At 38.8% G+C, this 26,006-nt stretch carries 23 protein-coding genes; 8 read left to right on the forward strand and 15 right to left on the reverse strand.

Features of this window, described 5'->3' with window-relative positions; genetic code table 11:
- Positions 1-603 precede the first annotated feature (603 nt).
- From HMPREF9189_RS06805 to HMPREF9189_RS06825, 5 genes are all read left to right on the forward strand, one after another.
- Positions 604-1,614, forward strand: a complete 1,011-nt coding sequence (locus tag HMPREF9189_RS06805) for a site-specific integrase (protein ID WP_001085613.1) — start codon at positions 604-606, stop codon at positions 1,612-1,614.
- A gap of 329 nt (positions 1,615-1,943) precedes the next feature.
- The gene (locus HMPREF9189_RS12545; RefSeq protein WP_000113966.1) at positions 1,944-2,789 is read left to right on the forward strand and encodes a hypothetical protein; all 846 of its coding nucleotides are present in this window, start codon (positions 1,944-1,946) and stop codon (positions 2,787-2,789) included.
- Between the two features lie 25 nt (positions 2,790-2,814).
- On the forward strand, positions 2,815-3,306 hold the full coding sequence (locus HMPREF9189_RS12550) for a hypothetical protein (RefSeq protein WP_000613864.1): 492 nt from the start codon (positions 2,815-2,817) through the stop codon (positions 3,304-3,306).
- 271 nt (positions 3,307-3,577) lie between these two features.
- Complete coding sequence (locus tag HMPREF9189_RS06820) at positions 3,578-3,760, forward strand: DUF3173 domain-containing protein (protein ID WP_001030855.1); 183 nt, start codon at positions 3,578-3,580, stop codon at positions 3,758-3,760.
- The gene (locus HMPREF9189_RS06825; protein ID WP_001135585.1) at positions 3,760-5,001 is read left to right on the forward strand and encodes a site-specific integrase; all 1,242 of its coding nucleotides are present in this window, start codon (positions 3,760-3,762) and stop codon (positions 4,999-5,001) included. The genes HMPREF9189_RS06820 and HMPREF9189_RS06825 overlap by 1 nt, the downstream gene beginning before the upstream one ends.
- 179 nt (positions 5,002-5,180) lie before the next feature.
- Here the strand turns inward: HMPREF9189_RS06825 and ffh are convergent, their stop codons facing one another.
- The 5 genes from ffh to HMPREF9189_RS06850 form a co-directional block, all read right to left on the reverse strand.
- Positions 5,181-6,752: a signal recognition particle protein gene (gene ffh / locus HMPREF9189_RS06830; RefSeq protein WP_000863599.1), complete on the reverse strand. Its 1,572-nt coding sequence runs from the start codon at positions 6,750-6,752 to the stop codon at positions 5,181-5,183.
- 19 nt (positions 6,753-6,771) lie between these two features.
- Positions 6,772-6,987 carry a hypothetical protein gene (locus HMPREF9189_RS12635; RefSeq protein WP_000534888.1) on the reverse strand — a complete coding sequence of 72 codons (216 nt, stop codon included), beginning with the start codon at positions 6,985-6,987 and terminating at the stop codon, positions 6,772-6,774.
- A gap of 2 nt (positions 6,988-6,989) precedes the next feature.
- Positions 6,990-7,322 carry a putative DNA-binding protein gene (locus tag HMPREF9189_RS06840; RefSeq protein ID WP_000402068.1) on the reverse strand — a complete coding sequence of 111 codons (333 nt, stop codon included), beginning with the start codon at positions 7,320-7,322 and terminating at the stop codon, positions 6,990-6,992.
- 142 nt (positions 7,323-7,464) lie between these two features.
- Positions 7,465-8,661: an elongation factor Tu gene (tuf, locus tag HMPREF9189_RS06845; RefSeq protein WP_001040715.1), complete on the reverse strand. Its 1,197-nt coding sequence runs from the start codon at positions 8,659-8,661 to the stop codon at positions 7,465-7,467.
- Between the two features lie 227 nt (positions 8,662-8,888).
- The gene (locus HMPREF9189_RS06850) at positions 8,889-9,998 is read right to left on the reverse strand and encodes an AI-2E family transporter (protein ID WP_000489824.1); all 1,110 of its coding nucleotides are present in this window, start codon (positions 9,996-9,998) and stop codon (positions 8,889-8,891) included.
- Positions 9,999-10,101: 103 nt separating this feature from the next.
- Between HMPREF9189_RS06850 and pbp3 the strand changes: the two genes are divergently transcribed.
- Positions 10,102-11,337, forward strand: coding sequence for a D-alanyl-D-alanine carboxypeptidase PBP3 (gene pbp3, locus HMPREF9189_RS06855; protein WP_000720624.1), 1,236 nt, complete (start codon positions 10,102-10,104; stop codon positions 11,335-11,337).
- Positions 11,338-11,366: 29 nt separating this feature from the next.
- On the opposite strand, the gene sdbB is transcribed toward pbp3, so the two are convergent.
- The 9 genes from sdbB to HMPREF9189_RS06900 all read right to left on the reverse strand — a co-directional run bounded on the left by sdbB (position 11,367) and on the right by HMPREF9189_RS06900 (position 22,653).
- Positions 11,367-11,912: a thiol-disulfide oxidoreductase-associated lipoprotein SdbB gene (gene sdbB, locus HMPREF9189_RS06860; protein WP_000755589.1), complete on the reverse strand. Its 546-nt coding sequence runs from the start codon at positions 11,910-11,912 to the stop codon at positions 11,367-11,369.
- 11 nt (positions 11,913-11,923) lie between these two features.
- Positions 11,924-12,631, reverse strand: coding sequence for a thiol-disulfide oxidoreductase-associated membrane protein CcdA2 (ccdA2, locus tag HMPREF9189_RS06865; protein WP_000443808.1), 708 nt, complete (start codon positions 12,629-12,631; stop codon positions 11,924-11,926).
- Positions 12,632-12,762: 131 nt separating this feature from the next.
- Positions 12,763-13,623, reverse strand: a complete 861-nt coding sequence (locus tag HMPREF9189_RS06870; RefSeq protein ID WP_000631562.1) for a methionyl aminopeptidase — start codon at positions 13,621-13,623, stop codon at positions 12,763-12,765.
- Positions 13,624-13,638: 15 nt separating this feature from the next.
- Complete coding sequence (spxR, locus tag HMPREF9189_RS06875; protein ID WP_000033801.1) at positions 13,639-14,916, reverse strand: CBS-HotDog domain-containing transcription factor SpxR; 1,278 nt, start codon at positions 14,914-14,916, stop codon at positions 13,639-13,641.
- Positions 14,909-15,460 carry a GNAT family N-acetyltransferase gene (locus HMPREF9189_RS06880; protein ID WP_001028743.1) on the reverse strand — a complete coding sequence of 184 codons (552 nt, stop codon included), beginning with the start codon at positions 15,458-15,460 and terminating at the stop codon, positions 14,909-14,911. Before HMPREF9189_RS06880 ends, spxR begins: the two co-directional genes overlap by 8 nt.
- A 15-nt stretch (positions 15,461-15,475) precedes the next feature.
- A complete protein-coding gene (locus HMPREF9189_RS06885; protein WP_001227103.1) occupies positions 15,476-16,735 on the reverse strand; it encodes a UDP-N-acetylglucosamine 1-carboxyvinyltransferase in 1,260 nt (419 codons plus the stop codon).
- Positions 16,736-16,892: 157 nt separating this feature from the next.
- Positions 16,893-18,398 carry a pyruvate kinase gene (gene pyk, locus HMPREF9189_RS06890; protein ID WP_001042792.1) on the reverse strand — a complete coding sequence of 502 codons (1,506 nt, stop codon included), beginning with the start codon at positions 18,396-18,398 and terminating at the stop codon, positions 16,893-16,895.
- A gap of 64 nt (positions 18,399-18,462) precedes the next feature.
- A complete protein-coding gene (gene pfkA, locus HMPREF9189_RS06895) occupies positions 18,463-19,470 on the reverse strand; it encodes a 6-phosphofructokinase (protein WP_000820880.1) in 1,008 nt (335 codons plus the stop codon).
- Between the two features lie 81 nt (positions 19,471-19,551).
- Positions 19,552-22,653, reverse strand: coding sequence for a DNA polymerase III subunit alpha (locus tag HMPREF9189_RS06900; RefSeq protein WP_000561501.1), 3,102 nt, complete (start codon positions 22,651-22,653; stop codon positions 19,552-19,554).
- A 386-nt stretch (positions 22,654-23,039) separates the two neighbouring features.
- Between HMPREF9189_RS06900 and HMPREF9189_RS06905 the strand changes: the two genes are divergently transcribed.
- On the forward strand, positions 23,040-25,313 hold the full coding sequence (locus HMPREF9189_RS06905) for a Xaa-Pro dipeptidyl-peptidase (protein ID WP_001212014.1): 2,274 nt from the start codon (positions 23,040-23,042) through the stop codon (positions 25,311-25,313).
- An 18-nt stretch (positions 25,314-25,331) separates the two neighbouring features.
- The gene (locus tag HMPREF9189_RS06910; RefSeq protein ID WP_001043015.1) at positions 25,332-25,802 is read left to right on the forward strand and encodes an arginine repressor; all 471 of its coding nucleotides are present in this window, start codon (positions 25,332-25,334) and stop codon (positions 25,800-25,802) included.
- 35 nt (positions 25,803-25,837) lie between these two features.
- On the opposite strand, the gene HMPREF9189_RS06915 is transcribed toward HMPREF9189_RS06910, so the two are convergent.
- Entirely contained in the window at positions 25,838-26,002 is a 165-nt protein-coding gene (locus tag HMPREF9189_RS06915) for a hypothetical protein (protein ID WP_000502578.1), read from the reverse strand.
- Positions 26,003-26,006: the final 4 nt, after the last annotated feature.

The following is a 26,006-nucleotide window of genomic DNA, read 5'->3' on the forward strand; positions in this document are numbered from 1 at the left end:
CCAGTTTTGTATTTCATTTACTAATAAAAAATAAATGTATAGATAATAAAAGAGATGTCAATAGCATTTTAAAAAAATTTTTTGATCGTAACAAAGTAAAGAATAAAAGTATAAAAACGAAAGTAAATAACAGAAACCAATTTTTGTATTTCATTAACTAAAAAAATAAATGTATAGATAATAAAAGAAATGTCAATGGCAGTTTAAAAAAATTTTTTTGATCATAACAAAGTAAAGAATAAAAGTATAAAAACGAAAGTAAATAACAAAAGTCTAAAAATCAAATACAAAAACTAGCTTAACTCAGTCGCTAAATTCAGAGCATTTAAACCTGAAAAAGACTAACAAGAAAAAACAACAGATTTTCATCTGCAAGATGGAACTCTACATCTTATTTGAATTGAGTCAACTTGTCATGTTGTAAAATGACTTGGTTATCTTCTTAGCCATCAATTAAGAAGCGCCCTAAGCAAAGGGAAGATACTACACCAGTGAATATAAGCTTAAGTCACTGCAATACTTCAACTTGAATTAAAAAGACCTTAAGAATTTTCTTAAGATCTTCTTTAAAAGCACATTATCTACTATAGAAAGGAAAGAACTATGGCAAAGAAGAGACGTAGTCGTGCTGATCGACGAAAAGCTAAAGAGAAAGCTAAGAAACAACAGATGGATTCTCTAACTACTTTCGAAGGCCGTAAACAATTCGTCCAATCAAAAGGACTAACTAATCTAGTCACGCGCTTTAAAAAAGGGAAAGGTATCAAGCGAAATGAATCCAAAAAAACGGGAGAGGACATTCATTTAATCCACACAGACCGAACTCTTCATAACTACGCTGGTTCCTGGAGCAGATTCGCTTCCTTTGTTGCCTCAATAACTACTGCCGAAGATTTAGAAGCTCTTGAAAAATCTAACGATATTGAGGGATGGATTGACTTAGTAAATCAATACTTAGAACATTGTAAGAAATTAGGACTTTCTGCTCCAACCCAGTCAACCTATAAAGCAGCATTAGCTAAAGTCTTAGGTGTATCTTCTACTGCTTTTGTTGCAACAGATATTCGATATCGAGCCAACAAAAAGAATAATCGTTTGAAGTCTAATGACGACAGGATGTCTGCAGAAACAAATAATCGCTGGTTCTCAATCGTATCTGCCACTGGGTTACGTAAAAATGAATTAAAAGCAATTACTGGAGACTCCCTCTACCAACGTGAAGATGGTCGATACTATCTTAAAATCATTGGTAAAAAGCATAAATCAAAAGGAGCACGAGATCGTTGGGTTCCGATTATTACGCGAGACAAAGAAGAATTAGAGAGTTTTGTTGAAGAATTTAAACTAGCTGGTAAAAAGCGTGTGTTTCAAGTTCCAACTGCTTTAAAACCTCATAAATATCGTGCAGAATACGCAAAACGTCTTTATCTTCTTGTCGCGCGAGATCCCAAAGATATCAAAGATAAAAAAGAAAAAATTTATCTACGAGGCGAATTAAAAGGTGTTGTCCTTGATCGAAAGGCTTGTTTAATTGTATCACGTGCTCTCGGACACAATCGACCAGAAGAGTTTCAAAAATCCTATGCATATAAGTTAATCGCACAAGCAAACTAATCAGCACTTCTAAAAAATAATGGTATAGCTCTCGTTGAAATAAAAAAATTTTTTTATTAAATAGGTAAGTACCTACTTTTTTTCTTCAAAACCTTATTACGACGCGTTTTTAAAGCACTCAAAATTGAGTGTTTTTTTATTTTTAAAAATTTTTTTCATTTGTTTTTTAAAAAATGGGCGTTTTCGACAACATTTGTGACATACTAAATAATAGGAGGTGAGTTAAATAAATAGAAGCTTAAAAAATTAACTAACCTTTAGAAAAAGATGTTGATCTTAGCCCAAACAACATACTTTATCAAAATACTATGTGAAAGGAACTTAATAGAATGGCTAGAAGAAAATTAACACCGGAAGAAAAACAAAGGCGTTTAGAAGAAAAAATCAATAATGAAAATAGTATATTAGAGGTTTTCTCATCAATGCCTTGTTTTGCTGGAATAGATAAATGTAAATTATCCTTACAGGATTTTTCTGTAGAGCGTGTAGAAATTAAGAATTTAAAGCAGGATAGGTCATGTAATCTAAAAACCTCTATAGATGGGGAGTTACTTAGTTTAGATATTAAATCAGAATTTTTTGGGAAAATCACTATTTCTTTTGATACATCCGATTTTAAAACACCCTACTGTTACATTGAATTAATTCACGGAGGTTTAAATTTCGAAACGGTTGGTATTGCAGGGATTAAAAATAGATTAGCAAATGCAATCGATTTTATTAAAAATAATTACGGTATTATCATTACATACTCGACTGCCCTTTTTCTCGAAATTGAGCTCGCTTATACTATTGCCTTTGATAAAACTCCCAACCTACAGCTCAGAAGTTTTCTACACAAATGTCTTTCATCAGGATACCCTCCAAATTTTGGAAATGAAAAAAGTAAAAAGAACAACTATGACTATCCAATTTTGAGTTGTAAGATTAGTAATGAAGAATTAACTGTTACTTACGATAAAATTGAAAAAGCAAAAAGAAAAAGACAAATTAGAAGAGAGGGTTCAAAACTAGAAAATCTTAATGTCCAAAGATTTGAGTTAGTATTAAAGAAAAACAAAATTAAAAAAATATTGGGAACCAATTCCTTAGATTTACTGAATGATGCACAATTGATAGAATTTTTGGAATCAAAACTTAAATTCAACAATAAATGTGTACATAAGGTTAATTGAAGAATCAAGTATTAAAACAAAAAAAGTGATTCAAGATGTATATAACAAACACGGTCCTAAAAATTATATTAAAGCACTTTTTAATCAAGTAAATAACCATTCTCTTAGAACTTTGTCTCCTTTGGTGTTAGACGAAGAAATTATAGCATTGACGAATATTAGTCCTTTCAAAAATAAAGCTAGAACCAAAAGAACAATAATAGAATCCTTCCAAAATAGCGAAGAAGATTATTCTGAAAAAAACGAGACTGGATTAATGATTACTTGGCACGTTCGAGATATATTTAAACTATTTTATGAATCACTAGAAGTTGCTAGAGAAAAAGGGTTAGGATGTCATAAGGATACTACATCAACTCATACATATAAACACGTTTTAAAAGATTATCCATCAGGTTATAGGAATAATATTTTCGAAGAAATTATAAAATCTAATACTCGAAATCAAAAAAATAAAATTAGAAATCATGTTTTAAAAGAATTCCCTGATAAAGATTTAGATATCAATAAAAAATAACGCAAATTTAATAATAACTTTTTTATATTTATGGTTGTAAACCTTGATATAACAACAAACATATATTTATATGTAAACGGTTTGAGTTTAATATTTGAGAAAGGAAATAGATATGTGTGAATTTTTTAGAAGAAAAAAAGAGCTTGTTTCCAAACTTTGGTCGGTGTCAGAAACAAACTCAAAATATACTAGTAATAATATCTATTACCTACTTCTATTATCGCAATAAAATTTAGAAATTTCAAGAGGATTATTAATTATAAAACAAACAATGAACAAAGAAGATTTAATTAAAATGGGTTACAATCCCTATACTGCCATTTCAATTATTAGACAAGCTAAGCAAATTATGGTACAAAAGGGGTATGCCTTTTATAATAATCGACGTTTAGGGCATGTCCCTATCGTTGCTGTTGAAGAAATTCTGGGTGTTTCACTTCATATGGAGGAATAATGCCACAACATCAACAGAAAACTAAATTTCCAGGAGTCTATACTGACAAAGACGGAAAATTTTTTATTCAAACCGAATTTGGTAAAGATAGAGTTACCGGAAAACGTGTACGAAAGAAATCAAGGGTAGATCAACACGGAAATCCATTTAATTCAGCTGCAGAAGCAAATAAGGAATTAACTCGGCTGAAATATGAATATCAGCAATCTCAAGGTTATTCTAACTACCGGATGAAATATCGACAATTTATGGAAGAACATTATATTCCATATTATAGAACAACAGTTGAGCACAGCACATTTTCAGTTCGAGAGAAAAATCTTTTACAGCTTTGTGACCGTTTTGGTGATACTACACTTCGTTCGATTACACTCGAACAAGTCCAGATGTTTCGAACATGGTTACTGACTAGTCAAGATGAGGGTAGTGCCGGATATTCACAAGGATATGCTAGCCTCATCTTTGGCATGTTTAGGAAATCATTGGACTATGCTTTGCAAATGGGATATGTAGAAAAAAATATTTCTAAGCAATCTAATGCAATTCCTAAAGGGAAAAGTAATATCCCATATTGGACTAAAAGCGAATTTGAAGCTGTTATTTCACAAATTTACATTGAAGATGTATATGAACATTTAAACTTCGTGATGATTTGGGTATATTTCATGACTGGCGTACGTGTAAATGAAGGATGTGCCCTTCAATGGAATGATGTTGACTTTGATAAGCAACGCCTTCGAGTTCATCATATGCTTATTGTTAAAAACAAAAAAGAATGGACTCGAAATTCCTACACAAAAACCAATGATGGAAAAAGGATGATTAGTTTAGATAAAGATACTATTGATGTGTTAAAAAAATGGCGTGAAGCTCAAAAAAAAAAGATTGGACTAGGACACGAGAACGATTTTATCTTTTCATACGACGGCTTACCTATGCTAAAATCTACAATCTCAAGGATTATTAAAAGGTACGCCAAGATTGCTCACGTAAAACCTATCCAAGCAAAGGGGCTCCGACATAGCCATGCATCACTGTTAATTAATGAATTAAATGTTTCTATACTTATTCTATCAAAACGTTTAGGACACTCTTCTCCAGAAATCACCTTGAAACACTACTCACATCTATGGGATGGCGCTGATGAGGTTATCACTAATGAAATGGTAGGAATTATTAATGTTTCTTTCCCATCTTCTAGCTTAGTACATTTCAACGGGAACCAATCAATTTCAAAATAACATTCCCACCAAAAACCCCACCAAAGAATTACTAACTCCTTAAAAAGCCTATTAGATAGAGATTTCCAAGGAGTCTGCAACAGTTGAGTGGGAATAGGCCAATCGCACTTAAAAAGAACTCTGAATCAGATTCAGAGTTCTTTTTTATATGCAGGGAAAGCATTTCTGCTTTCCTTTTTTTATTTGCGTTTCTTCTTCGCTTTTTTCATTTTGTTGGCCATGCGTTTCATAGATTGTTTCATGGCAAATTCACCGATTTTACCTTTAAGTCCGCCACCAAACATCTGGCTCATATCTGGCATGCCTGCTCCTCCGAGAGCTGACATATCCGGCATGCCACCCTGTCCCATCATGTCTTCAAGGGCAGACATATCCATTCCTCCCATATTTGGCATATTTTTAGGAAGGTTATTTGGATTGATTCCCATCTGCTTCATCATCTTGTTCATATCCCCAGACATGACACCTTGCATAAGCTGTTTAGCCTGGTTAAAGTCTTTGATGAATTTATTGACTTCGACAAAGGTATTTCCAGAACCTGCAGCGATACGACGGCGACGACTTGGATTTAACAAATCAGGGTTTTCACGTTCTTCAGGTGTCATGGAAGATACGATGGCACGTTTGCGCGCAATCTGGCGCTCATCCACCTTCATATTTTGAAGGGCAGGGTTGTTAGCCATACCTGGAATCATCTTGAGCAAGTCTTCCATTGGCCCCATGTTTTGCACCTGATCCAATTGATCAATGAAATCATTGAAATCAAAGGTGTTTTCACGCATCTTTTCAGCCATTTCAAGGGCTTTCTGCTCATCGTATTCCTGAGAAGCTTTCTCAATCAAGGTCAGCATATCCCCCATGCCAAGGATACGGCTTGACATACGGTCTGGGTGGAAGGTTTCGATATCTGTAATCTTTTCACCCGTACCAGTGAACTTGATAGGTTTACCAGTGATGTGGCGAACAGACAAAGCCGCACCACCACGAGTATCCCCATCAATCTTGGTAAGGATAACACCAGTTACTTCTAACTGAGCATTAAACTCACGGGCAACATTAGCCGCTTCCTGACCAATCATGGCGTCCACTACGAGTAGAATTTCGTTTGGTTGGGCCAATGCTTTTACGTCACGAAGCTCATTCATGAGAAGTTCATCAATCTGTAAACGACCTGCCGTATCGATTAAGACATAGTCGTTATGATTGGCTTGTGCTTGCTCCAAACCTTGTCGAACAATCTCAACAGCTGGTACTTCTGTTCCAAGAGCGAAAACAGGAACATCAATCTGCTGTCCAAGTGTTTTCAGCTGATCGATGGCTGCTGGACGATAAATATCCGCCGCAATCATCAAAGGACGAGCATTTTCTTCCTTCTTGAGTTTATTAGCCAGCTTACCAGCAAAGGTCGTTTTACCAGCCCCTTGCAAACCGACCATCATAATAATCGTAGGAATCTTAGGTGACTTGATAATTTCAGCCGTATCAGATCCTAAAATGGCTGTCAATTCCTCATCAACGATTTTGATAATCTGTTGTGCTGGATTAAGGGTATCAATGACGTCGTGCCCTACTGCACGCTCACGAACCTTCTTGATAAAATCCTTTACAACAGGCAAGGCAACGTCAGCTTCCAGCAAGGCCAAACGAATCTCTTTGGTTGCTTCTTGGACATCAGCCTCAGAAATTTTTCCCTTTTTACGTAGATTTTTAAAGACGTTCTGTAAACGTTCTGTTAAACTTTCAAATGCCATTTTTTTCTCCTATGTTTCATTAATTCGGTGGAAAACGTCCAAAATCTTGTAAACAAACAAGTTCTTCTGGAGTGACTTCTTTCATTATCTCATTTGGATATCCCCAACAGCTAAATCCCTCTTGAAGAGCTCGGGAGATAGAATCAGGTGAGAGGATTTGTAGTCTTATGGGAAAAGGGTCCTCAGCAGCTAATAGTGTACAGGGTATACCTTTGTAGATGACTATACTTCCCACACTTATTCTCTATTATCAATGCTTGTTAAAACTTCTATCTGCTCCTGCAGAAAGTCATCCTTAGGATAACGCTCCAAGATCTGGTCAAAAATCTGACTGCGGACAATGTAGTCCGAATACATGTGCAATTTCATCTCATAATCTTCTAGAATCTTTTCCGTCCGCTTGATATTATCATAAACAGCTTGACGACTGACACCGAACTCTTCAGCAATCTCAGCAAGACTGTAGTCATCAGCATAGTAGAGTTCAATATAATTCATCTGCTTATCTGTCAAAAGCGCAGCATAAAATTCAAAAAGTGCATTCATGCGATTGGTTTTTTCGATTTCCATAACCTTTATTATACCAAAAAATCTATCATATCGCTATACTAGAAGGCCTTCTTACAAAAATAGAACTAAAAAAAGAACCTTGCAAAGCAAGATTCTTTTAATGTCTGACTTAAATAATTGTTCTTCTGGGAACTTAATCGAATTAAGCTTCGATTTCTGTAACCATACCTGAACCAACAGTACGTCCACCCTCACGGATAGAGAATGTAGTACCTTGTTCTACGGCGATTGGGTGGATCAACTCAACGTCGATAGTCACGTTATCACCAGGCATTACCATTTCAGTACCTGCTGGAAGTTCGATTGAACCTGTAACGTCAGTAGTACGGAAGTAGAATTGTGGGCGGTAGTTGTTGAAGAATGGAGTGTGACGTCCACCTTCTTCTTTAGTAAGGATGTAGACTTCACCTTTGAATTTAGTGTGTGGGTTGATTGAACCTGGTTTAGCGATAACTTGTCCACGTTCGATTTCGTCACGTTGAATACCACGAAGAAGTACACCTACGTTATCTCCGGCAAGACCTTCATCAAGTTGTTTACGGAACATTTCAACACCAGTAACAACTGCTTTTTTAGTTTCGTCTTTGATACCAACGATTTCGATTTCGTCGTTGACACGAACAGTACCGCGGTCGATACGTCCTGAAGCAACAGTACCACGTCCAGTGATTGAGAATACGTCTTCGACTGGGAGAAGCAATGGTTTATCTGTATCACGTTCTGGTTCTGGGATGTACTCATCAACAGTATCCATCAATTCCATGATGATGTCTTCGTATTTAGTATCACCTTCAAGTGCTTTAAGAGCTGAACCTTGGATAACTGGAAGATCGTCGCCTGGGAAGTCGTATTCTGACAAGAGGTCACGGATTTCCATTTCAACCAATTCAAGCAATTCTTCGTCGTCTACCAAGTCAATTTTGTTCATGAAGACGATAAGGTGTTTAACACCAACTTGACGTGAAAGAAGGATGTGTTCACGAGTTTGTGGCATTGGTCCGTCAGTTGAAGCTACTACAAGGATAGCTCCGTCCATTTGAGCGGCACCAGTGATCATGTTTTTAACGTAGTCCGCGTGTCCTGGAGCGTCGATGTGAGCATAGTGACGTTTTGCAGTTTCATACTCAACGTGCGCAGTGTTGATAGTGATACCGCGTTCGCGTTCTTCTGGAGCAGCATCGATAGACGCATAGTCTTTAGGTTGGTTAACTGCTGAAGGCAAGCGACGTGCCAAAACAGTTGTGATAGCTGCAGTCAAAGTAGTTTTACCGTGGTCAACGTGTCCGATAGTACCAATGTTAACGTGTGGTTTACTACGATCGTATTTTTCTTTTGCCATTTGAGTAAAAGCCTCCAATAAAATATATTTTATAGATAGACAGTAGGCAATACAGTCTAACTTTCCTTACTATTTTATCAAATTTCTGCTAAATTGCAAGTGTTTTACCCATATTTTATGAATTAATCTGAATCTTACAAAGTGCTGTTCTTCTGCTTCTTTATACAATTCAAGCTTATTTCATTCTAGCGGTATTATGCTCACAAAAAAATCAGGTTCCCCTGATTCTAAATAGATTCTGATTTTTCCAGTTCTTTAGCTTCCTTATGATTTTCATATAATTTCGCCAAGAACTTAGTGATTTCTTTGAGAATAGAATAGGTTGGCACTGCTACAATCATCCCTATGACGCCGTAGATATTACTTGACAGTAAGAGGAGTACCAAAATCGTAATCGGGTGTACTTTCATAACCCCTCCAACGATACGTGGATAGAGAACATTTCCATCAATCTGTTGAATAATAAGCATATAAGCAACCGCAATCAACATACGATGAGGATCCGTGAACACATTGGCAATCACCATCGGAATCAAGCCTATACTTGGACCAACATAAGGAATCAAATTTGCGATTCCAGAGAAAATAGCAAAAACAAGAGCGTACTTTAAGCCGATAACGCTATAACCAATATAGGCTAAACATCCGATAATAACGGCATCAATTGCAATTCCACTGATGTAGCGCGCTATAGTTGCATTGAGATTGGTTAAGAGGCTAGAGAGATTTAATTTGTCATGTTTTAAGACAGTTCGTTCCAACATAGGCAGCAACTTACGTCCATCTAACAAGAAATAAATCAAGAAGACGGGGGTCATAATGAGAATCAGAACTGTACTAAACAAGGCTGAAAGGACGCTTCCTAAACTGTTGCTGACGCTATTCAGAATATTCTGTAGGATATCCACATAGGAGAGATTAAGTTGTTGAATGGTTTGTTGAATATCAATATTTTGGAAGACTGGATTCATGGACAAATCAATGATCAAATCTTGTAGTCTACTATAGATGTTTTGACTAGAAATAATCAAGCTTGTCAACTGATTAATCAGAATCGGTAAGAGATAAACAACGCCTACAACGATAGCACCAATTAAAGCACAGAGAGTGACCAAGACACCAATTAGACGATTAATCTTACATCTCTTTTCCAAAAAGGTAACGATTGGATTGGTAATGTAGTAAAAAAATCCACCTAACAAAAATGGAATCATGATGGTATTCACAACCGTCACGAAAGGAGTAATAATCGCTCCCATCTCTCTCCAAAGATAGAAAATCAGTGTTAATAATAAAATTTCAGCTGTCCAAAAAAATAATTTGTTTCTACGGAACATAGGCATCCTCCTCTATTTATTTTATCATATTTCTTCAAAAGATAAGATGGCTTTAGTATAAAATCGAGAATATTTTTTTTCTTTATGATAAAATAAAGCTAATATGAAAAAAATAATTCTATCTTTTATAACACTTTTTGTTTTTGGAACAGTTTCTACTGTTTCTGCTCAGGAGTTTGATGTTGCTGCTAAACATGCCATTGCTGTCGAGGCTACAACTGGAAAAATCCTCTACGAAAAAGATGCAAATCAGCCTGTAGAAATTGCTTCTATTACCAAACTGGTTACAGTTTATTTGGTCTATGAAGCTCTGGAACAAGGAACTATCAGCCTATCTACACCTGTTGATATTTCGGACTATCCTTACAAACTTACGACCAATTCTGAGGCGAGTAACGTCCCTATGGAAGCTCGAAATTATACTGTTGAACAATTATTAGAGGCTACAATGGTATCCAGTGCAAACAGTGCTGCGATTGCGCTAGCAGAAAAAATTGCTGGTTCTGAGAAAGATTTCGTTGATAAAATGAGGGCTAAACTTCTTGAATGGGGAATTCAAGATGCAACTATTGTAAATACAACTGGTTTAAATAATGAGACCCTTGGTGATAATATCTATCCCGGTTCTAAAAAAGATGATGAAAACAAGTTGAGTGCCTACGACGTTGCAATCGTCGCTCGTAATCTCATCCGAGATTATCCTCAAGTTTTGGAAATCACCAAAAAGCCAACTTCTACCTTTGCAGGACTTGAAATCCACTCAACCAACTATATGTTGGAAGGAATGCCAGCCTATCGTGGTGGTGTCGACGGTTTGAAAACAGGTACTACCGACAAAGCCGGTGCTTCTTTCGTTGGAACAACTGTTGAGAAAGGGATGCGTATCATTACGGTTGTTTTAAATGCAGACCAGCAAGATAGCAACCCTTATGCACGTTTTACTGCAACTTCTTCACTTTTAGATTATGTTTCTGCGAACTTTGCTTTAAAAACTGTCGTTCAGAAAGGCGAAACCTATAAAGATAGTAAAGTGACAGTCCTTGATGGGAAAGAAGATAAGGTAGCTGCAATTGCTAAGTCAGATATTGCAATCGTCCAACGAGTTGGAAGTGAAACAACATCAGCTCTTCAATTCACACCAAAATCAGAAATAGCCCCACTGGAAGAAGGCAAGGTTGTCGGTACTCTAACCTATGACGATCAGGATTTGGTCGGTCAAGGTTATCTCACTTCTGAAAAACCATCTTTTGAAATGGTCGCTGAAAAGAAAGTAGAAAAAGCCTTCTTTTTAAAGGTTTGGTGGAATCGTTTTATCCGCTTTATCAATGAGAAGCTATAAAAAAATCGCGAAGAATCGCGATTTTTTCTTTATTTCATTTCTTTAAAAGCCGCTTCTGCATCTGCATTGCTAATAGCACCGAACTGAATTTTCCCAATTTTACCTTGACTGTCAATCAAGTATTCCGTTGGAATACTACGAATTTGGTAGGCTTGAAAGGCAGTTGCTTGGGTATCATACAAGACTGGTATATCCTTATACCCTTGCTCTTGAAACCATTTTGGAAAGTCTTGAACTGTTTTTTCACCTTGTAGACCAGGTGCAATGACACTCAAGATTTCAAAGTCTCGATCTTGTTTGGCAGCTAATTCCATCAACTCAGGCATGCTTTTTTTACATGGTCCACACCAAGAAGCCCAGAATTTCAAATAAACTTTTTTCCCTTTATAGTCTGATAACTTCACTTCTTTGCCATCCATAGACTGCAAGGTGAAGTCTGGTGCATCCTTACCGACTGCGATTTGTTGTACAGCGGGTTGTTTTGGACTGCTTGTCTGTTTGGTTTCTTTTTCACCACAGGCAATCAACAAGAATAGAGACATGAGGCTCAATCCAGCAAAAATAACTTTTTTCATTTTTTCTCCTTTTATCCAAGAATTCCTGACAAGGCATTTAACTGCCCTAGCATTAATAATAATCCCATCAAAATAATCAAAGCTCCCCCGATTTTCTTTAGTAGAATCATATGGGGTTTTAATTTACTAAAATAGGGCATAATCCAGCCCGAAGCCAAGGCCAAAAGAATGAAAGGAAGGGCCATTCCCAATGTGTATACTAATGTTAACACGGCTCCTTGCCAAGCACCATTGCCACCTGAAGCTGCTAGGGCCAAGACTGAACTTAAGACCGGTCCGATACAAGGGGTCCAACCAAAACTAAAGGTTATCCCAAGTAAAAAGGCTGATAGATAGTGATTAGACTTAGATTGTTTGAAGGTGACTGTCTTTTGAACTTCCAGTTTATTGAAATGCAAGATTTCCATCTGGTGAAGCCCTAAAAGAATAATGACTATTCCCATAGCATAACGAAACCAGGCTGCATAGAGCATGTGCCCTAGGAATCCAGCTCCAAATCCTAAAATAAAGAAAATTAGGGAGATTCCTGCAATAAAGCACAAGGTCCGAATTAAGCCTGACCAGGCAACGTCTCTTCCAAAAAAGCGAAAACTTTTCGAATTTCCCTGATCATCCAGTAAAATACCAGCATAGACAGGTAGCAAAGGAAAGATGCAGGGTGAAAAGAAGGACAGAATACCTGCTAAAAAAACGGATACTAGAAATATAATCGACTCCAACGAATTACCTACTTTCTCAAAATTCTAATCTTATTTTACTATAAAAGAAAAAAATTGTAAGAAGTCTGCTACGCTTATCCTTTTTATCTCGACTAGGTACAAAAAAAGGAGCTAAGCTCCCTTTTATCATTCTAATACGTTCCTTCTTCACCTTGACTAGTCAAGATAACTGGACCGTCTTTGGTAATCACGAACTGGTGTTCATACTGGCAAGACAGTCCACCATCTATAGTCTTATGAGCCCAGCCAGTCTTCATATCTGTATCGATTTCCCAGTCACCAGTATTGATCATGGGTTCAATGGTTAGTACCATTCCTTCACGGAGACGGAGTCCACGGCCTGCAATACCATAGTTAGGAACCATTGGCTCTTCATGCATAGTGGGACCAACACCGTGTCCAACCAAATCACGTACGACACCGTAACCGCGACTTTCAGCGTATTCTTGAATGGCTGCACCGATATCACCGATACGATTGCCGACAACTGCTTGCTCAATTCCTACATACATAGCTTCCTTGGTTACGTCCATAAGGTTTTTCACTTCTTCAGACGGTGTACCAACCGCATAAGCCCAACATGAGTCAGCTAAACCACCAGTATAACTTTGGGTGTATTTTTTCATTTGTTCAACATTGTTGAAGTTGAGTTTAGATACATTGAGGTCAGATTTGGCAATCGGACCACCCAGTACCATGTCAACCTTGAGCAAATCGCCATCTTTCAAGATGTAATGACGTGGAAAAGCGTGAGCTACTTCCTCATTGAGAGAGCAACAAGTGGCATAGGGGTAATCCATGACAGCACCATCCACACCAATCTGTAAAGGAAGGAAATTCTCCTCTTTACAACGTCGACGAACGTACTCTTCAACTTCCCACATATCCACGCCTGGCTTAATCAAATCACGTAAGCCAATATGGATACTTGCTAGGAAATCACCAGCCTTGTCCATGGCTTCGATTTCACGTGCTGATTTTAAAGTTATCATTTTTTCTCCTAGATTCTAATTAATTTTAACTGTAACATTTGCTTTTGAAACAATTTGATGCCCATGATAAATATCATAATCAATAATAGCTGAGCGTCTCGTGTGGTGAATAATCCGAGCCTGAATCCGCAGAGTATCATCTATCTGCACAGCCTGCAAGAAATAAATCAACATCTGTTCAATGATGAGATTACGTCCGCTATTGACAACGAGGTCTTGGGTCATATGGTTGAGGATTTCAGCCAAGACTCCATTAGCAAGGACTCCATTTTTCTCCAACATGAAGGGCTCAACAGTTATGACGACTTCATCATGATGATAAGAGAGTTTTTGCCCAATTTGCTCTGAGAAAGTCGGCAAAGCAGAAACTTGGGAACGGCTCATCTTTTCCATGACATCTCGTCGTGTTACGACACCGAGTAGGGTTTGGTTGCTTCTAACTACCGGAACCATCTCAAAGTCTTCTGCAATCATTCGTTGACTGACATTGGCAATATTGGTCGCCAATCCTGTTACGAAGATGCTGCGCGTCATCACCTTGTCAATCGTCGTGCTGGGAGACTTGTCTCCTGCGTCACGCATAGTAACAACCCCAACAACCACTTGGTGTTGGTTAACAACTGGAAAACGGCTACTTCTGTTCTTACGAACCAAGTCTAGATAGTCTTTGACTGTATCGGTTTCTCTCAAAAAACCATACTCATGACTGGGACGATAGAGCTTTTCAACTGTCAGAATATCGGTTTTGATTTGAACGTTTGAGAGAGCTTTGTTAATCATGGTCGCTACTGTAAAAGTGTCATCTTTACTTCTTAGAACTGGAATCCCTTTTTTATTGGCCAACTCAAGAACATCATCCTGAACATGAAAACCACCTGTCACGAGGACCGCATTTTCATTTTCCAAGGCTAGAAGTTGAATACGAGTACGGTCACCTACGATCACAAGACCACCATCATGGAGATAGGATCGGATATTCTGCTCTGTCATGGCCCCAATGGAAAATTTGCTAAACTCTCTCTCCAGCCCTTCCTGACCGGCTAAAACCTCAGAGGAGGTGACTTCAGCGATTTCAGCATAGGTTAGCCGTTCAATAGCCACTTTCTTTGGTTTAACTCGTATGGTTCCACTACGTGGCCGAGTTTCAACGATGCCACGATTTTCAGCTTCTTTGATAGCTCGGTAGGCGGTTCCATCACTAACACCTAGGTGATTAGAGATACTGCGAACACTAACTCTTTTCCCAATTGGCAACTCTTCCAGATAGGACAAAATTTCCTGGTGTTTACTCATTGAATTCTCCTTTTATATATCGAAATTCAAGATAGTCCCTCATTTTTCGTGTATAGCGGTCGCTCCCCTTAAACTGTCGGAAGAGACTAAAGCCTGATTTCAAGGCTACTTTTTGACTAGCTTGATTCTCCAGATGAGTGATGATGGATAATTGTTTTAAACCAAATTCTTCAAAGGAAAGCTGACAAAGCTTGGTAACTACTTCTGTCATATAACCTTGTGACCAAGAATCCTTTTTTAAGAAATAACCAATTTCTGCTTCTTTTTTGATTTCATCAATCTTTTCAAATTTAATGGAGCCAATCATTTCCTGATTTCCTTGGAGACAAATAGCCCAAACACCTAGAGGAGCCTTCATAAAATAGTTGGCAAGCGCGTATTGACTTTCTTCTAAACTTGCTTGACTGGGAAAAATAAACTGCAAATTTTCAGGATTGGAAGCAATCTCGAAAAACGCTTGACTGTCACTAAAAAAGAAAGGACGCAAATACAAGCGCTCCGTTTCAAAAAAAGAAAACATTGCTAATTTGGTCCAAATATTCATAATCACCTCAACGGTTTAGTCTTCAATGAGTGTAATATCCGCTCCAAGACTACGCAATTTCTCAATAATATCTGAGTAGCCTCGCAAGATAAACTCAATATTTGTAATTTCAGTTTTACCTTCAGCCATCAAACCAGCAATAACAAGCGCTGCACCAGCTCGCAAGTCTGTAGCTTTTACGCTTGCCCCGTGCAATCTACGACCACCGTTGTAGATAATATGATCATTCGTAGTCGTAATATCCGCATCCATTTTTGCTAATTCAAAAACATGGTTAACACGTTTTTCATAGATCGTATCAATAATGATTCCACGACCTTGAGCAGTCAGCAATAGCGGAGTTATAGGCTGTTGCAAATCGGTTGCAAATCCAGGATAAGGAGCTGTTTTGATATTGATGGCCTTCAAATCAGACTGTTCTTCAACGAAGATACTGTCTTCTGAGACCGTCATATGAACGCCCATTTCCTCTAGTTTGGCGATAAACCCTTCTAAGTGTTCATAGAGAACGTTATTAATACGAATTCCCTTTCCTACCGCTGCAGCAAGTGAAATATAGGTTCCAGCTTCGATACGGTCTGGAATGACTTGGTGACGCGTTCCATGAAGTTTCTCGACACCATCAATAATGATAATATCAGTCCCTGCACCACGAATATGGGCCCCCATGTTGTTCAAAAGGGTAGCAACATCGATAATTTCTGGTTCACGAGCCGCATTTTCAATGACAGTGCGTCCCTTAGCTTTAACCGCAGCAATCATGGTGTTAATCGTTGCTCCAACGCTGACGGTATCCATGTAAATACTTGCTCCGTGAAGTCCCTTACCTTGGGCAGATAAATTCATATTATCTCCCTCATAGCTGACCTTAGCACCCATGGCTTCAAAGGCTTTTAAGTGAAGGTCAATCGGACGAGGCCCCAGATCACATCCACCAGGAAGTCCAACTGTAGCTTCACCAAAGCGACCTAAAAGACTTCCGTAGAAATAATAAGAAGCACGCAAGCTATTAATCTTACCATAAGGCATAGGAATGTTTTGAACGCCTCTTGGATCAATCTCCAAGACATCGTCATAACGCTTAACAGTTGCCCCCATAATCTCCATGATTTCGACAAGACTAGCAACGTCTGAAATATCTGGAACACAATCTAAAGTGACAATATCATCTGATAAGATAATAGCTGGAATAAGTGCTACAACACTATTTTTAGCACCACTAATGGTGATCTCACCTTGCAATGGACGTCCACCATTGATGACAATTTTTCTCATGTTTTACTCTTTCAAAATTTACTAAAAAGGTCTTTTCATTCTATTATACCACAATTTTCAATTTTTTCCCATTCCTATTGATTAATCATTCCATTTCGATAAAAAAACCTATCATTCAAGCTGAACAGCTTGATATGATAGGCTTTGTAATGTTAGATTAGCGTACAGTGCGGATGCGCATTGTGTTTGTACGAACAGCTTCGCCAAGTGGTACACCTGCAACGATAACAATATCATCACCAGATTCTACCAAACCTTGCTCAACTGCAATTCTTTCAGCGAGATCAAACATATCATCAGTGTTTGATGGGCGATCAGTTGTTACTGGAATAACTCCCCAGTTAAGCATCAAACCACGCTGAGTCAATTCATCGAAAGTGATTGCCAAGATATCAGCATCTGGACGGTATTTAGAAATCAAACGAGCAGTGTGACCTGTCTTAGTAAGAGTAACCACCAACTTGATATTCATAGAATTTGTCGCATCCTTAACAGCTGAAGCCATAACCTCAGTCTTAGAATTACGTGGCAAGTTAACAGATGACAAGCGACCGTATTCTTTTAAAAGAGTTTGAGCATTTTTGTCAATAGTTGCCATCGTAGTAACTGACTCAAGTGGATATTTACCATTTGCAGACTCACCTGAAAGCATTGTAGCATCGGTTCCATCGATAACAGCGTTAAACACGTCTGATACTTCTGAGCGCGTTGCACGTGGTTTTTCAGTCATGGTTTCAAGCATGTTTGTTGCTGTGATAGAGACTTTACCAGCTGCATTTACTTTTGTGATGATCATTTTTTGGTAAACTGGAACCATTTCGAATGGTACTTCGATACCCATGTCACCACGGGCGATCATGATACCGTCAGCAGCTTCAATGATTTCATCCAAGTTGTCGATACCTTGTTGGTTTTCGATTTTAGCGAACAATTGAACGTGACCATTACCAGTTTCTTCACAGATTGCACGAACTTCGTTTACGTCTTTTGCAGTACGGACGAATGAAATCGCGATGAAGTTAATACCTTGTTCAAGACCAAAGCGGATGTCAGCGTTGTCACGCTCAGCAAGTGCTGGGAAAGGAATCTTAGTATTCGGGATGTTTACACCTTTTTGCTTAGCAATGATGCCGTCATTTTCAACTTCTACTTCAAATTCACGAGTTGAGTCATCCTTACCAATTACGCGAAGACCAAGTTTTCCGTCATCAACAAGCACTTGTTTTCCAATCTCAACGTCATCATAGATGTCAAGAGCACCAGCAACGTTTAAAGCAATCACATCGCGAGTTGATTTGATTCCTTGTTTAGTTGCAACACGGATTTTTTCACCAGTTTTGTATGAGTACTCTTTAGCTTCACCTTCGAACAACTCAGTACGGATTTCTGGTCCTTTAGTATCAAGAAGGAAACCAACTTTTTTACCTGCAAGTTTTTCTGCAAGTTTAACAGTTGCCATACGTTCACCTTGTTCTTGGTGGTCACCGTGTGAGAAGTTGAAACGGAAAGTGTTAGCTCCCGCTTCAATCAATTTAGCAATGTTTTTTGCTGAAGCTTCAACGTCAAGTTTTTCACCCCAGTATCCGTCATCACCGAATTTCTTTCCACCACGGATTTCAACCGCAGGACCCAAAGTTGCAACGATTTTTACACGTTTATTCATGATTTGTGACTCCTTTATATAATTTGACCTTTTATGGTCATTTTACCAGATTAGTTAAAGTTGATTATGACAAGCTCTTGTTCAAGCTAGCTAGTCCAAGGTCAGCTTTGTGAGGGTTGTTAACAACGATTTTGCCATCAGCAGTTAGGCTGAACAAGGCTCCTTCTTCTGCTGTTCCAAGAATCGGGTTTTCAACCATTTTTTCGTTACGGATACCAACAGCGACACCACCGATTCCTTGTTTGAGAAGTTTAACAGCGTGTGCTCCCATACGTGACGCTAATACACGGTCACGAGCGGTTGGTGAACCACCACGTTGGATATGTCCAAGCTCAGTCACACGAAGGTCACTAGTATCTCCTGCTTCCTTGAGTTTCTTACCGAATTCATCGGCAGACATAACCCCCTCAGCCAAAACGATGATGTTGTGTTTCTTACCACATTCATACCCAGCTTTGATGCTTGCAACGATATCTTCCATCTTGAAGCCTTCTTCAGGGATGATGATTTCGTCAGCACCAGTTGCAATACCTGCCCAAAGTGCGATATCACCAGCATTACGTCCCATTACTTCAACAACGAAAGTACGACGGTGACTTGATGATGTATCACGAATCTTATCGATTGCATCCATTGCAGTAGTAACTGCAGTATCAAATCCGATTGTGAAGTCAGTACCTACGATATCGTTATCAATTGTACCTGGAAGTCCGATAGCAGGGAATCCATGCTCAGTCAAGCGCATAGCTCCGTGATAAGAACCGTCACCACCGATAACAACGACACCTTCGATACCGTGTTTTTTCAACTGCTCAATCCCTTTAAGTTGGCCTTCAAGTTGTGCAAACTCAGGGTAACGAGCAGAGTGAAGGAAAGTACCACCACGGGAAATGATGTCTCCTACTGAAGCAGCATCAAGTGGATAAATTTCGCCGGCAACCATACCTGCATACCCATCATAGATACCAAAAACTTCCATTCCTTCTGAGATTGCTTGGCGAACTACTGCACGGATGGCAGCATTCATACCAGGGGCATCTCCACCACTGGTCAAAACAGCAATACGTTTCATTTGGTTTTTGCTCCTTTTCCTTTTAACATTCTTACTGATTATACCACATTTAAATCGAAAATTCTTCTATTTTTTGTATTTTTAGCGATAAATCGTTTTCATGGTGATTTCCTTTAATTTCTCCTGTAAGGCAAGCTCTTTTTTTACAAAATGCCGTGTAGAAACAACTGTTTTTTGCTCCTCTTCATACCTGATAATCACAGGAATTGGGCCTTTGTATTGTTCTAGGATATTTGAAATCTCTTTATCGTATTCATGATTTTTAACTTGGATCCAGAATCGTTCCGCCACTGCTTCTTTCAAATCTTGTGCAATCATTTGCAGACGACCATCTCGGGATTGAACCCTTCCATTGATATAGTAAAATTTTCCTTCGGATAAAATGGAAGCGAATTTTCTATATTGGTCTGAAAATACAGTTACATCCATCCGAGACTTACTATCATGAACCTGTAGAAAGGCCATGCTCTCGCCCTTCTTGGTTCGAATCACCTTTAGTTTTTGCACTTCAACTAGAAGAGTGGCTTGAGCCCCCTCGGTTAGATTAGCGATCGGGGTCGTCGGATATAGGGCTTGTTTGGCAAGAGTTTGGAGAGGATGGGCACTGATACCTACCCCAATCAATTCCTGCTCCTTATAAAATTTCTCCGCCTCTGTAAAATCATCAGCCTCAGTCCAACTATAGGTTGTATCCGCAAAGAGACCTCCCAACTCCTCAACAAAGACAAATAAGTTTGGTAGGTTTACTAAGATTTTCTGGCGATTCTTGTCAAATTCATCAAAAAGCCCTAGTTCAACCAAAGGTGTCAAAAGCGAAAGTTTCTTGTAATTCTTGGGGAGACGCGTGACGAAATCTTCCACACTTGAAAAAGGACGATTTTCGATGATCCAGTAAGAAAAATCTCTTGGCATGCCCTTAATGGCTTTTAGACCAAGATATATTTTCTTCTGAGCAATTTTATCGTGATAGGGAATGCTATTGATTGCTAACGGGGCTACTTCAAAGCCCATCTGCAATGCATCCACAATGTAATCACTGCTTGAATAATTCAACATGACTTGAAAGAAAATAGCAGGATAGTGCGTCTTGAAATAAGCTAGCTGGAAAGCCAGCGCTGAGTAGGCATAGGCGTGGGATCTGTTAAATCCGTAGCCCGCAAACTTTTCCATCACTGCAAAAACTTGGTTGGCTTTTTCTTCTGTATGCCCAAGTTTCATAGCTCCTGTGATAAAATCTTCCTTCATTAAATGCATCTCTTTAGCATTTTTCTTACCCATGGCTCGTCTGAGAATGTCAGCTTTACCAAGACTGAAGCCTCCAAATCGCTGAGCAACCTGCATGACCTGTTCTTGATAGAGCATGATACCATAAGTTGATGAGAGAATATCCTCCAGGGCTGGGTCCAACACCGTCACCTTTTCTTTGCCGTGCTTACGAGCCACAAAATTATCGATATAATCACTTGCTCCTGGTCTATTGAGGGAGGTTGTGGCTACTACCTCTTCGAAGACTTGTGGCTGAACTCGTTTCAAGAGTCGAATGGCACCAGGTTGTTCAAATTGGAAAATCCCCTTTGTATTTCCAGCAGCAAAGAGGGCCAGGGTTGCTTTATCTTCCAAATCAATCTCTTCGATTTTCAAATGAACACCTTCTGACTCAGCCAGTAATTCCTGCATTTTTTGGACAAAAGTTAAGTTACGCAGACCTAGGAAATCCATTTTTAGAAGGCCATTTGCTTCAACTGCATGTGCATCATATTGGGTGATTAGCATATCCTCACCGTATTTGAGTGGAATATAGTCCGTCAAATCTTGGTCACTCATGACGACTCCTGCCGCATGGATAGAGGTCTGACGAGGATATCCTTCAATCTTTCGAGCAATCTCAAAAGCTTTTTGGTATTCAATCTTGCTATTGATGACCTGTCTAAATTGCAAATTCTTTTCATAGGCCGTCGTTAGCGTATCTCGGAAACTGATTTTTTTCGTAATATTTGTTAATTCGTACTCTGGAACGCCATAGCGTTTGAAAACATCACGAATCGCTTGTTTTGCTCCAAAGGTCGAATAAGTGACAATTTGTGCCACGTGTTGACTGCCATAGCGATCACGAACATAACGAATGAACTCTGGTCTATAGAGGTCAGGGATGTCGATATCGATATCGGGCATGGTATAGCGCTCACGATTTAAAAAGCGTTCGAAAATCAGGTTCTTTTCAACCGGGTCAATTCCTGTGATATCAAGCGAGTAAGCCACTAAGCTACCCACAGCAGAACCACGTCCCATTCCCATGTAATATCCTTGGGAACGTCCAAAACGGAGCAAATCCCAAACTACAAGGAAATAGTCATCAAAGCCCATATCATGAATCACAGCTAATTCCTCATTCAGTCGCTCATGATAGATAGCTGATGTTAGCCCCTTGTCACTCAACCCTTGCTCAGCCCTCTCTCGAAGTTCTTCCACCGCTGGTCTTTCAGGATTAAAGCGAGGAAGTTTTAAACTTGGGTCGATTTGATAACTTACATTCTCTATCAAACCTTGAAGATTGGCAAGTGCCTGAGAGAAGCGATTTTTAAACCGAGCTTCTAAATCTGAGGCAGGTAAAAAAATCCCTTGTTGTGAATGCACATCCACTTCCCTAAGACTGACATTGTCCTTGACTGCCGACAAGATTTGCAAAACTTGTATATCTTCTTTTTCAAAAGAGTTGACTTGATAGAGTGGAAGAATCAGTCTGGTAAAGACTTCTTGAGGAGTATCTGGACTGACACCGATAAAATAATCATGCCCCAAATCCAGTTGTTCGACCCCATTAAAATAGGGAACAATAATGGCCACATCTTCGAGGTGGGAGGTGAAGTCAGACCAATTTTTCCGTCCAGTCATTTTTAAAGTGGATAACTTCATCAACTCTTGGTAACCTTTAGTGGATAGGGCTAGAAAACGAAGAGAAATATTCTCCTCATCTTTGATCAAGGTCATTTCAAGACCAATTAAAGGTTGGATTCCATATTTTCGAGTCACTTCTAAAAAATGATAAGCCCCATAGAGATTATCCACATCCATGATAGCAAGGTGAGAATAGCCATACTCTTTAGCCGTTTGTACATATTTTTCAATCGAAATCACACTTTCCATAAAACTATAAACAGTCTTGGTGTCAAGCTGTGCAATCATTTCTTCTCCTCCTTGCTTTCGTTTTACTACTATTATACCATTTTAAGTTGGATATTGAAGCAACTCGGATGCTTTCTTTTCAACATCAGCATTTACAACCTCTCCGTCTTTCTTCCCTTTAATTTTTAATATTATAAGATGGATTTGAATATCATTTTAGACATTTTTATACTAAGTAAAGTATAATAAAGTCAGACTCTATATGCAATTTCACATATAAAAAATTCTAAGAAAGGGCTTTTTATTATAGTATTTATTCATCATTTTATAATAACTTACTAAATAGGTATTCCGCTTCACGAAATTTCTTGCATTAAAGTTTATTTATTCCATTTTTCCTTATTTTTTGATATAATAAATTCAGTCTGTTTTCAAAGGAGAGAACCATGCGTTTTAATCAATTTAGCTATCTTTCGACCACTAGTTCTCAACAATTAGATGAACTAGCAAGTCTTGGTCTGGAATTGTCACCTCAACTGCCCTTAAAAAAGCAATTTGAAGACTTCATCCGTTGGAGTTTTTTAACTTATTCTAACACGGATTATGCCTTATCCACTTTGGCTGCGGATAACGAAACAGATCTATTAACTTTTTTCCAATCAGAGCGTGATTTAACTGCTGATGTTTTCTACACGGTAGTTTTTCAACTTTTAGGGTTTAACTATCTTGTTGACTTTGAGGACGCCGAACAATTCCGTAAAGAAACTGGATTTCCTATTGTTTATGGAGATCTCATCGAAAATCTTTATCAATTGCTCAATACACGAACTAAAAAAGGAAATACGCTCATCGACCAACTTGTTAGTGACGGACTCATTTCAGAAGACAATCACTACCACTACTTTAACGGTAAGAGCTTGGCAACCTTCTCTACTCATGATGTCATTCGTGAAGTTGTGTATGTCGAGAGTCGTGTGGATACTGATAAAGACAGTCTCCCTGACTTAGTCAAGGTCAGCATTATTCGCCCGCGTTATGATGGACAGATTCCTTCAGTTATGACTGCCAGCCCTTATCACCAAGGGACCAACGTCAAAGCTAGCGATAAAGCTCTCTACAAAATGGAAGGAGAACTTGAGGTCAAACCTGCCCACACCATTGAGCTTGAGGAGCCTAAGCTGAATTTAGTCGAGCCTCTCGGCCAAGCTGAACTCGTCTCTGAAGCTGAAGAAAAGTTAGCTCATATCAATAGCTCATACACCCTCAACGACTACTTCCTCCCACGAGGATTTGCCAATCTCTATGTATCGGGTGTTGGTACCAGGGATTCCCAAGGTCTCATGACTAATGGGGACTACCATCAAATTGAAGCATATAAAAACGTGATTGACTGGCTTAATGGTCGTTGCCGTGCTTTCACGGATCACACACGCAAACGGCAAGTCAAGGCTGACTGGTCAAACGGCAAAGTCGCAACAACAGGAATTTCCTATCTAGGGACCATGTCCAATGGACTTGCGACCACTGGTGTTGATGGCTTAGAAGTGATCATCGCAGAGGCAGGTATTTCCTCATGGTACAACTACTATCGGGAAAATGGTTTGGTGACTAGCCCAGGTGGTTATCCAGGTGAGGATTTTGACTCACTTGCTGAATTGACCTACTCCCGTAATCTCCTAGCTGGTGATTATATTCGTGGTAATGGAGCTCATCAGGCAGACTTAGAGAAGGTAAAAGAACAATTAGATCGCAAGACTGGTGACTACAATCAGTTTTGGCATAACCGCAACTATCTGCTCAATGCTCATAAGGTTCAAGCTGAGGTCGTCTTTACGCATGGTTCTCAAGATTGGAACGTCAAACCTCTTCATGTTTACCAGATGTTTCATGCTCTTCCAACTCATATCAATAAGCACCTCTTTTTCCATCATGGTGCCCATGTCTATATGAACAATTGGCAGTCAATTGACTTCCGCGAATCCATGAATGCCTTGTTAAGTAAGAAATTGTTAGGACCTGACTCATGCTATCAACTCCCTACTGTCATCTGGCAGGACAATACTGCACCGCAAACATGGCAGAGCCTTGATGACTTTGGCAAACAGAATAAACTGCATACTTTCCCACTTGGAACTGAAGAAAAAGTAATTCAAAACCAGTATGATCAAAAAGATTTTGAGCGTTATGGCAAGACTTACCAAACCTTCAACACAGAACTTTACCAAGGAAAAGCCAATCAAATCACCATTGACCTTCCAGTAAGTCAAGACATTCACTTAAATGGGCGAGTGGAGCTGAAACTTCGTGTCAAATCAAGTACAAACAAGGGCTTATTATCTGCTCAACTCCTCCAACTAGGACAACAGAAGTACCTTCAACCCTATCCAGCAGTTCAATCAGTCCGAACAATTGACAATGGTCGTTACCACATGTTAGAAAATCTCTGTGAACTGCCATTCAATCCAAGTGCTCAACGTGTCATCACTAAAGGCTACCTCAATCTTCAAAACCGAGATGATCTCTTGACAATCGAAGAAATCCAACCAAATGAATGGATGGACTTCAAGCTAGAGCTTCAACCAACTATTTACAAACTTAAGGAAGGAGACATTCTCCGCTTAGTGCTCTACACAACAGACTTTGAGATTACAATTCGAGATAATACAGACTATCACTTGACTGTTGATTTAGCACAATCTACTATCACTATTCCCTCATAAAAGGAGCTATTAACACTTATGAACAAATCTGAACACAGACACCAACTTATTCGTGCCCTCGTTTCAAAAAATAAAATCCATACCCAAGCGGAATTGCAAGCCTTGTTAGCCGAAAACGATATCCAAGTTACACAGGCTACCTTATCACGCGATATCAAAACCATGAACCTTTCAAAAGTACGCGAAGAAGATCATTCTTACTACGTGTTAAATACAGGCTCTATCTCCAAGTGGGAAAAACGTCTTGAAAATTATATGGAAGATGCTCTTGTTATGTTGCGTCCTGTCCAACACCAAGTTATTTTGAAAACCTTACCCGGTTTAGCTCAATCATTTGGATCTGTAATTGATTCCTTGGACTTTCCAGATGTCATTGCAACGCTTTGTGGAGATGATGTCTGCATGATTATCTGTGAGGATGCTACAAAAGCGCAAGCTTGTTTTGAAAGTCTTAAAAAATATGCACCACCATTTTTCTTTGGTGAATAACACAAATCCCGTGATCAAAAAATCACGGGAATTTTTTATTTCTTGGACTGTGTTTCTTCTTTCTTTGTACGTGCTAATCGAAGGGCACGTTTAGGGTTGAGACGATTAAACAATTCTTCTAGTTTCTTTTCATTCCATACATCTGCTGCAGAAACAAAATTTCCATCTGCATCTCGGAATGATATCGGTTTATCTCCCATATCA

This window comes from Streptococcus sp. oral taxon 071 str. 73H25AP, from assembly GCF_000146755.1.
Taxonomy (GTDB): Bacteria; Bacillota; Bacilli; order Lactobacillales; family Streptococcaceae; genus Streptococcus; species Streptococcus oralis_T.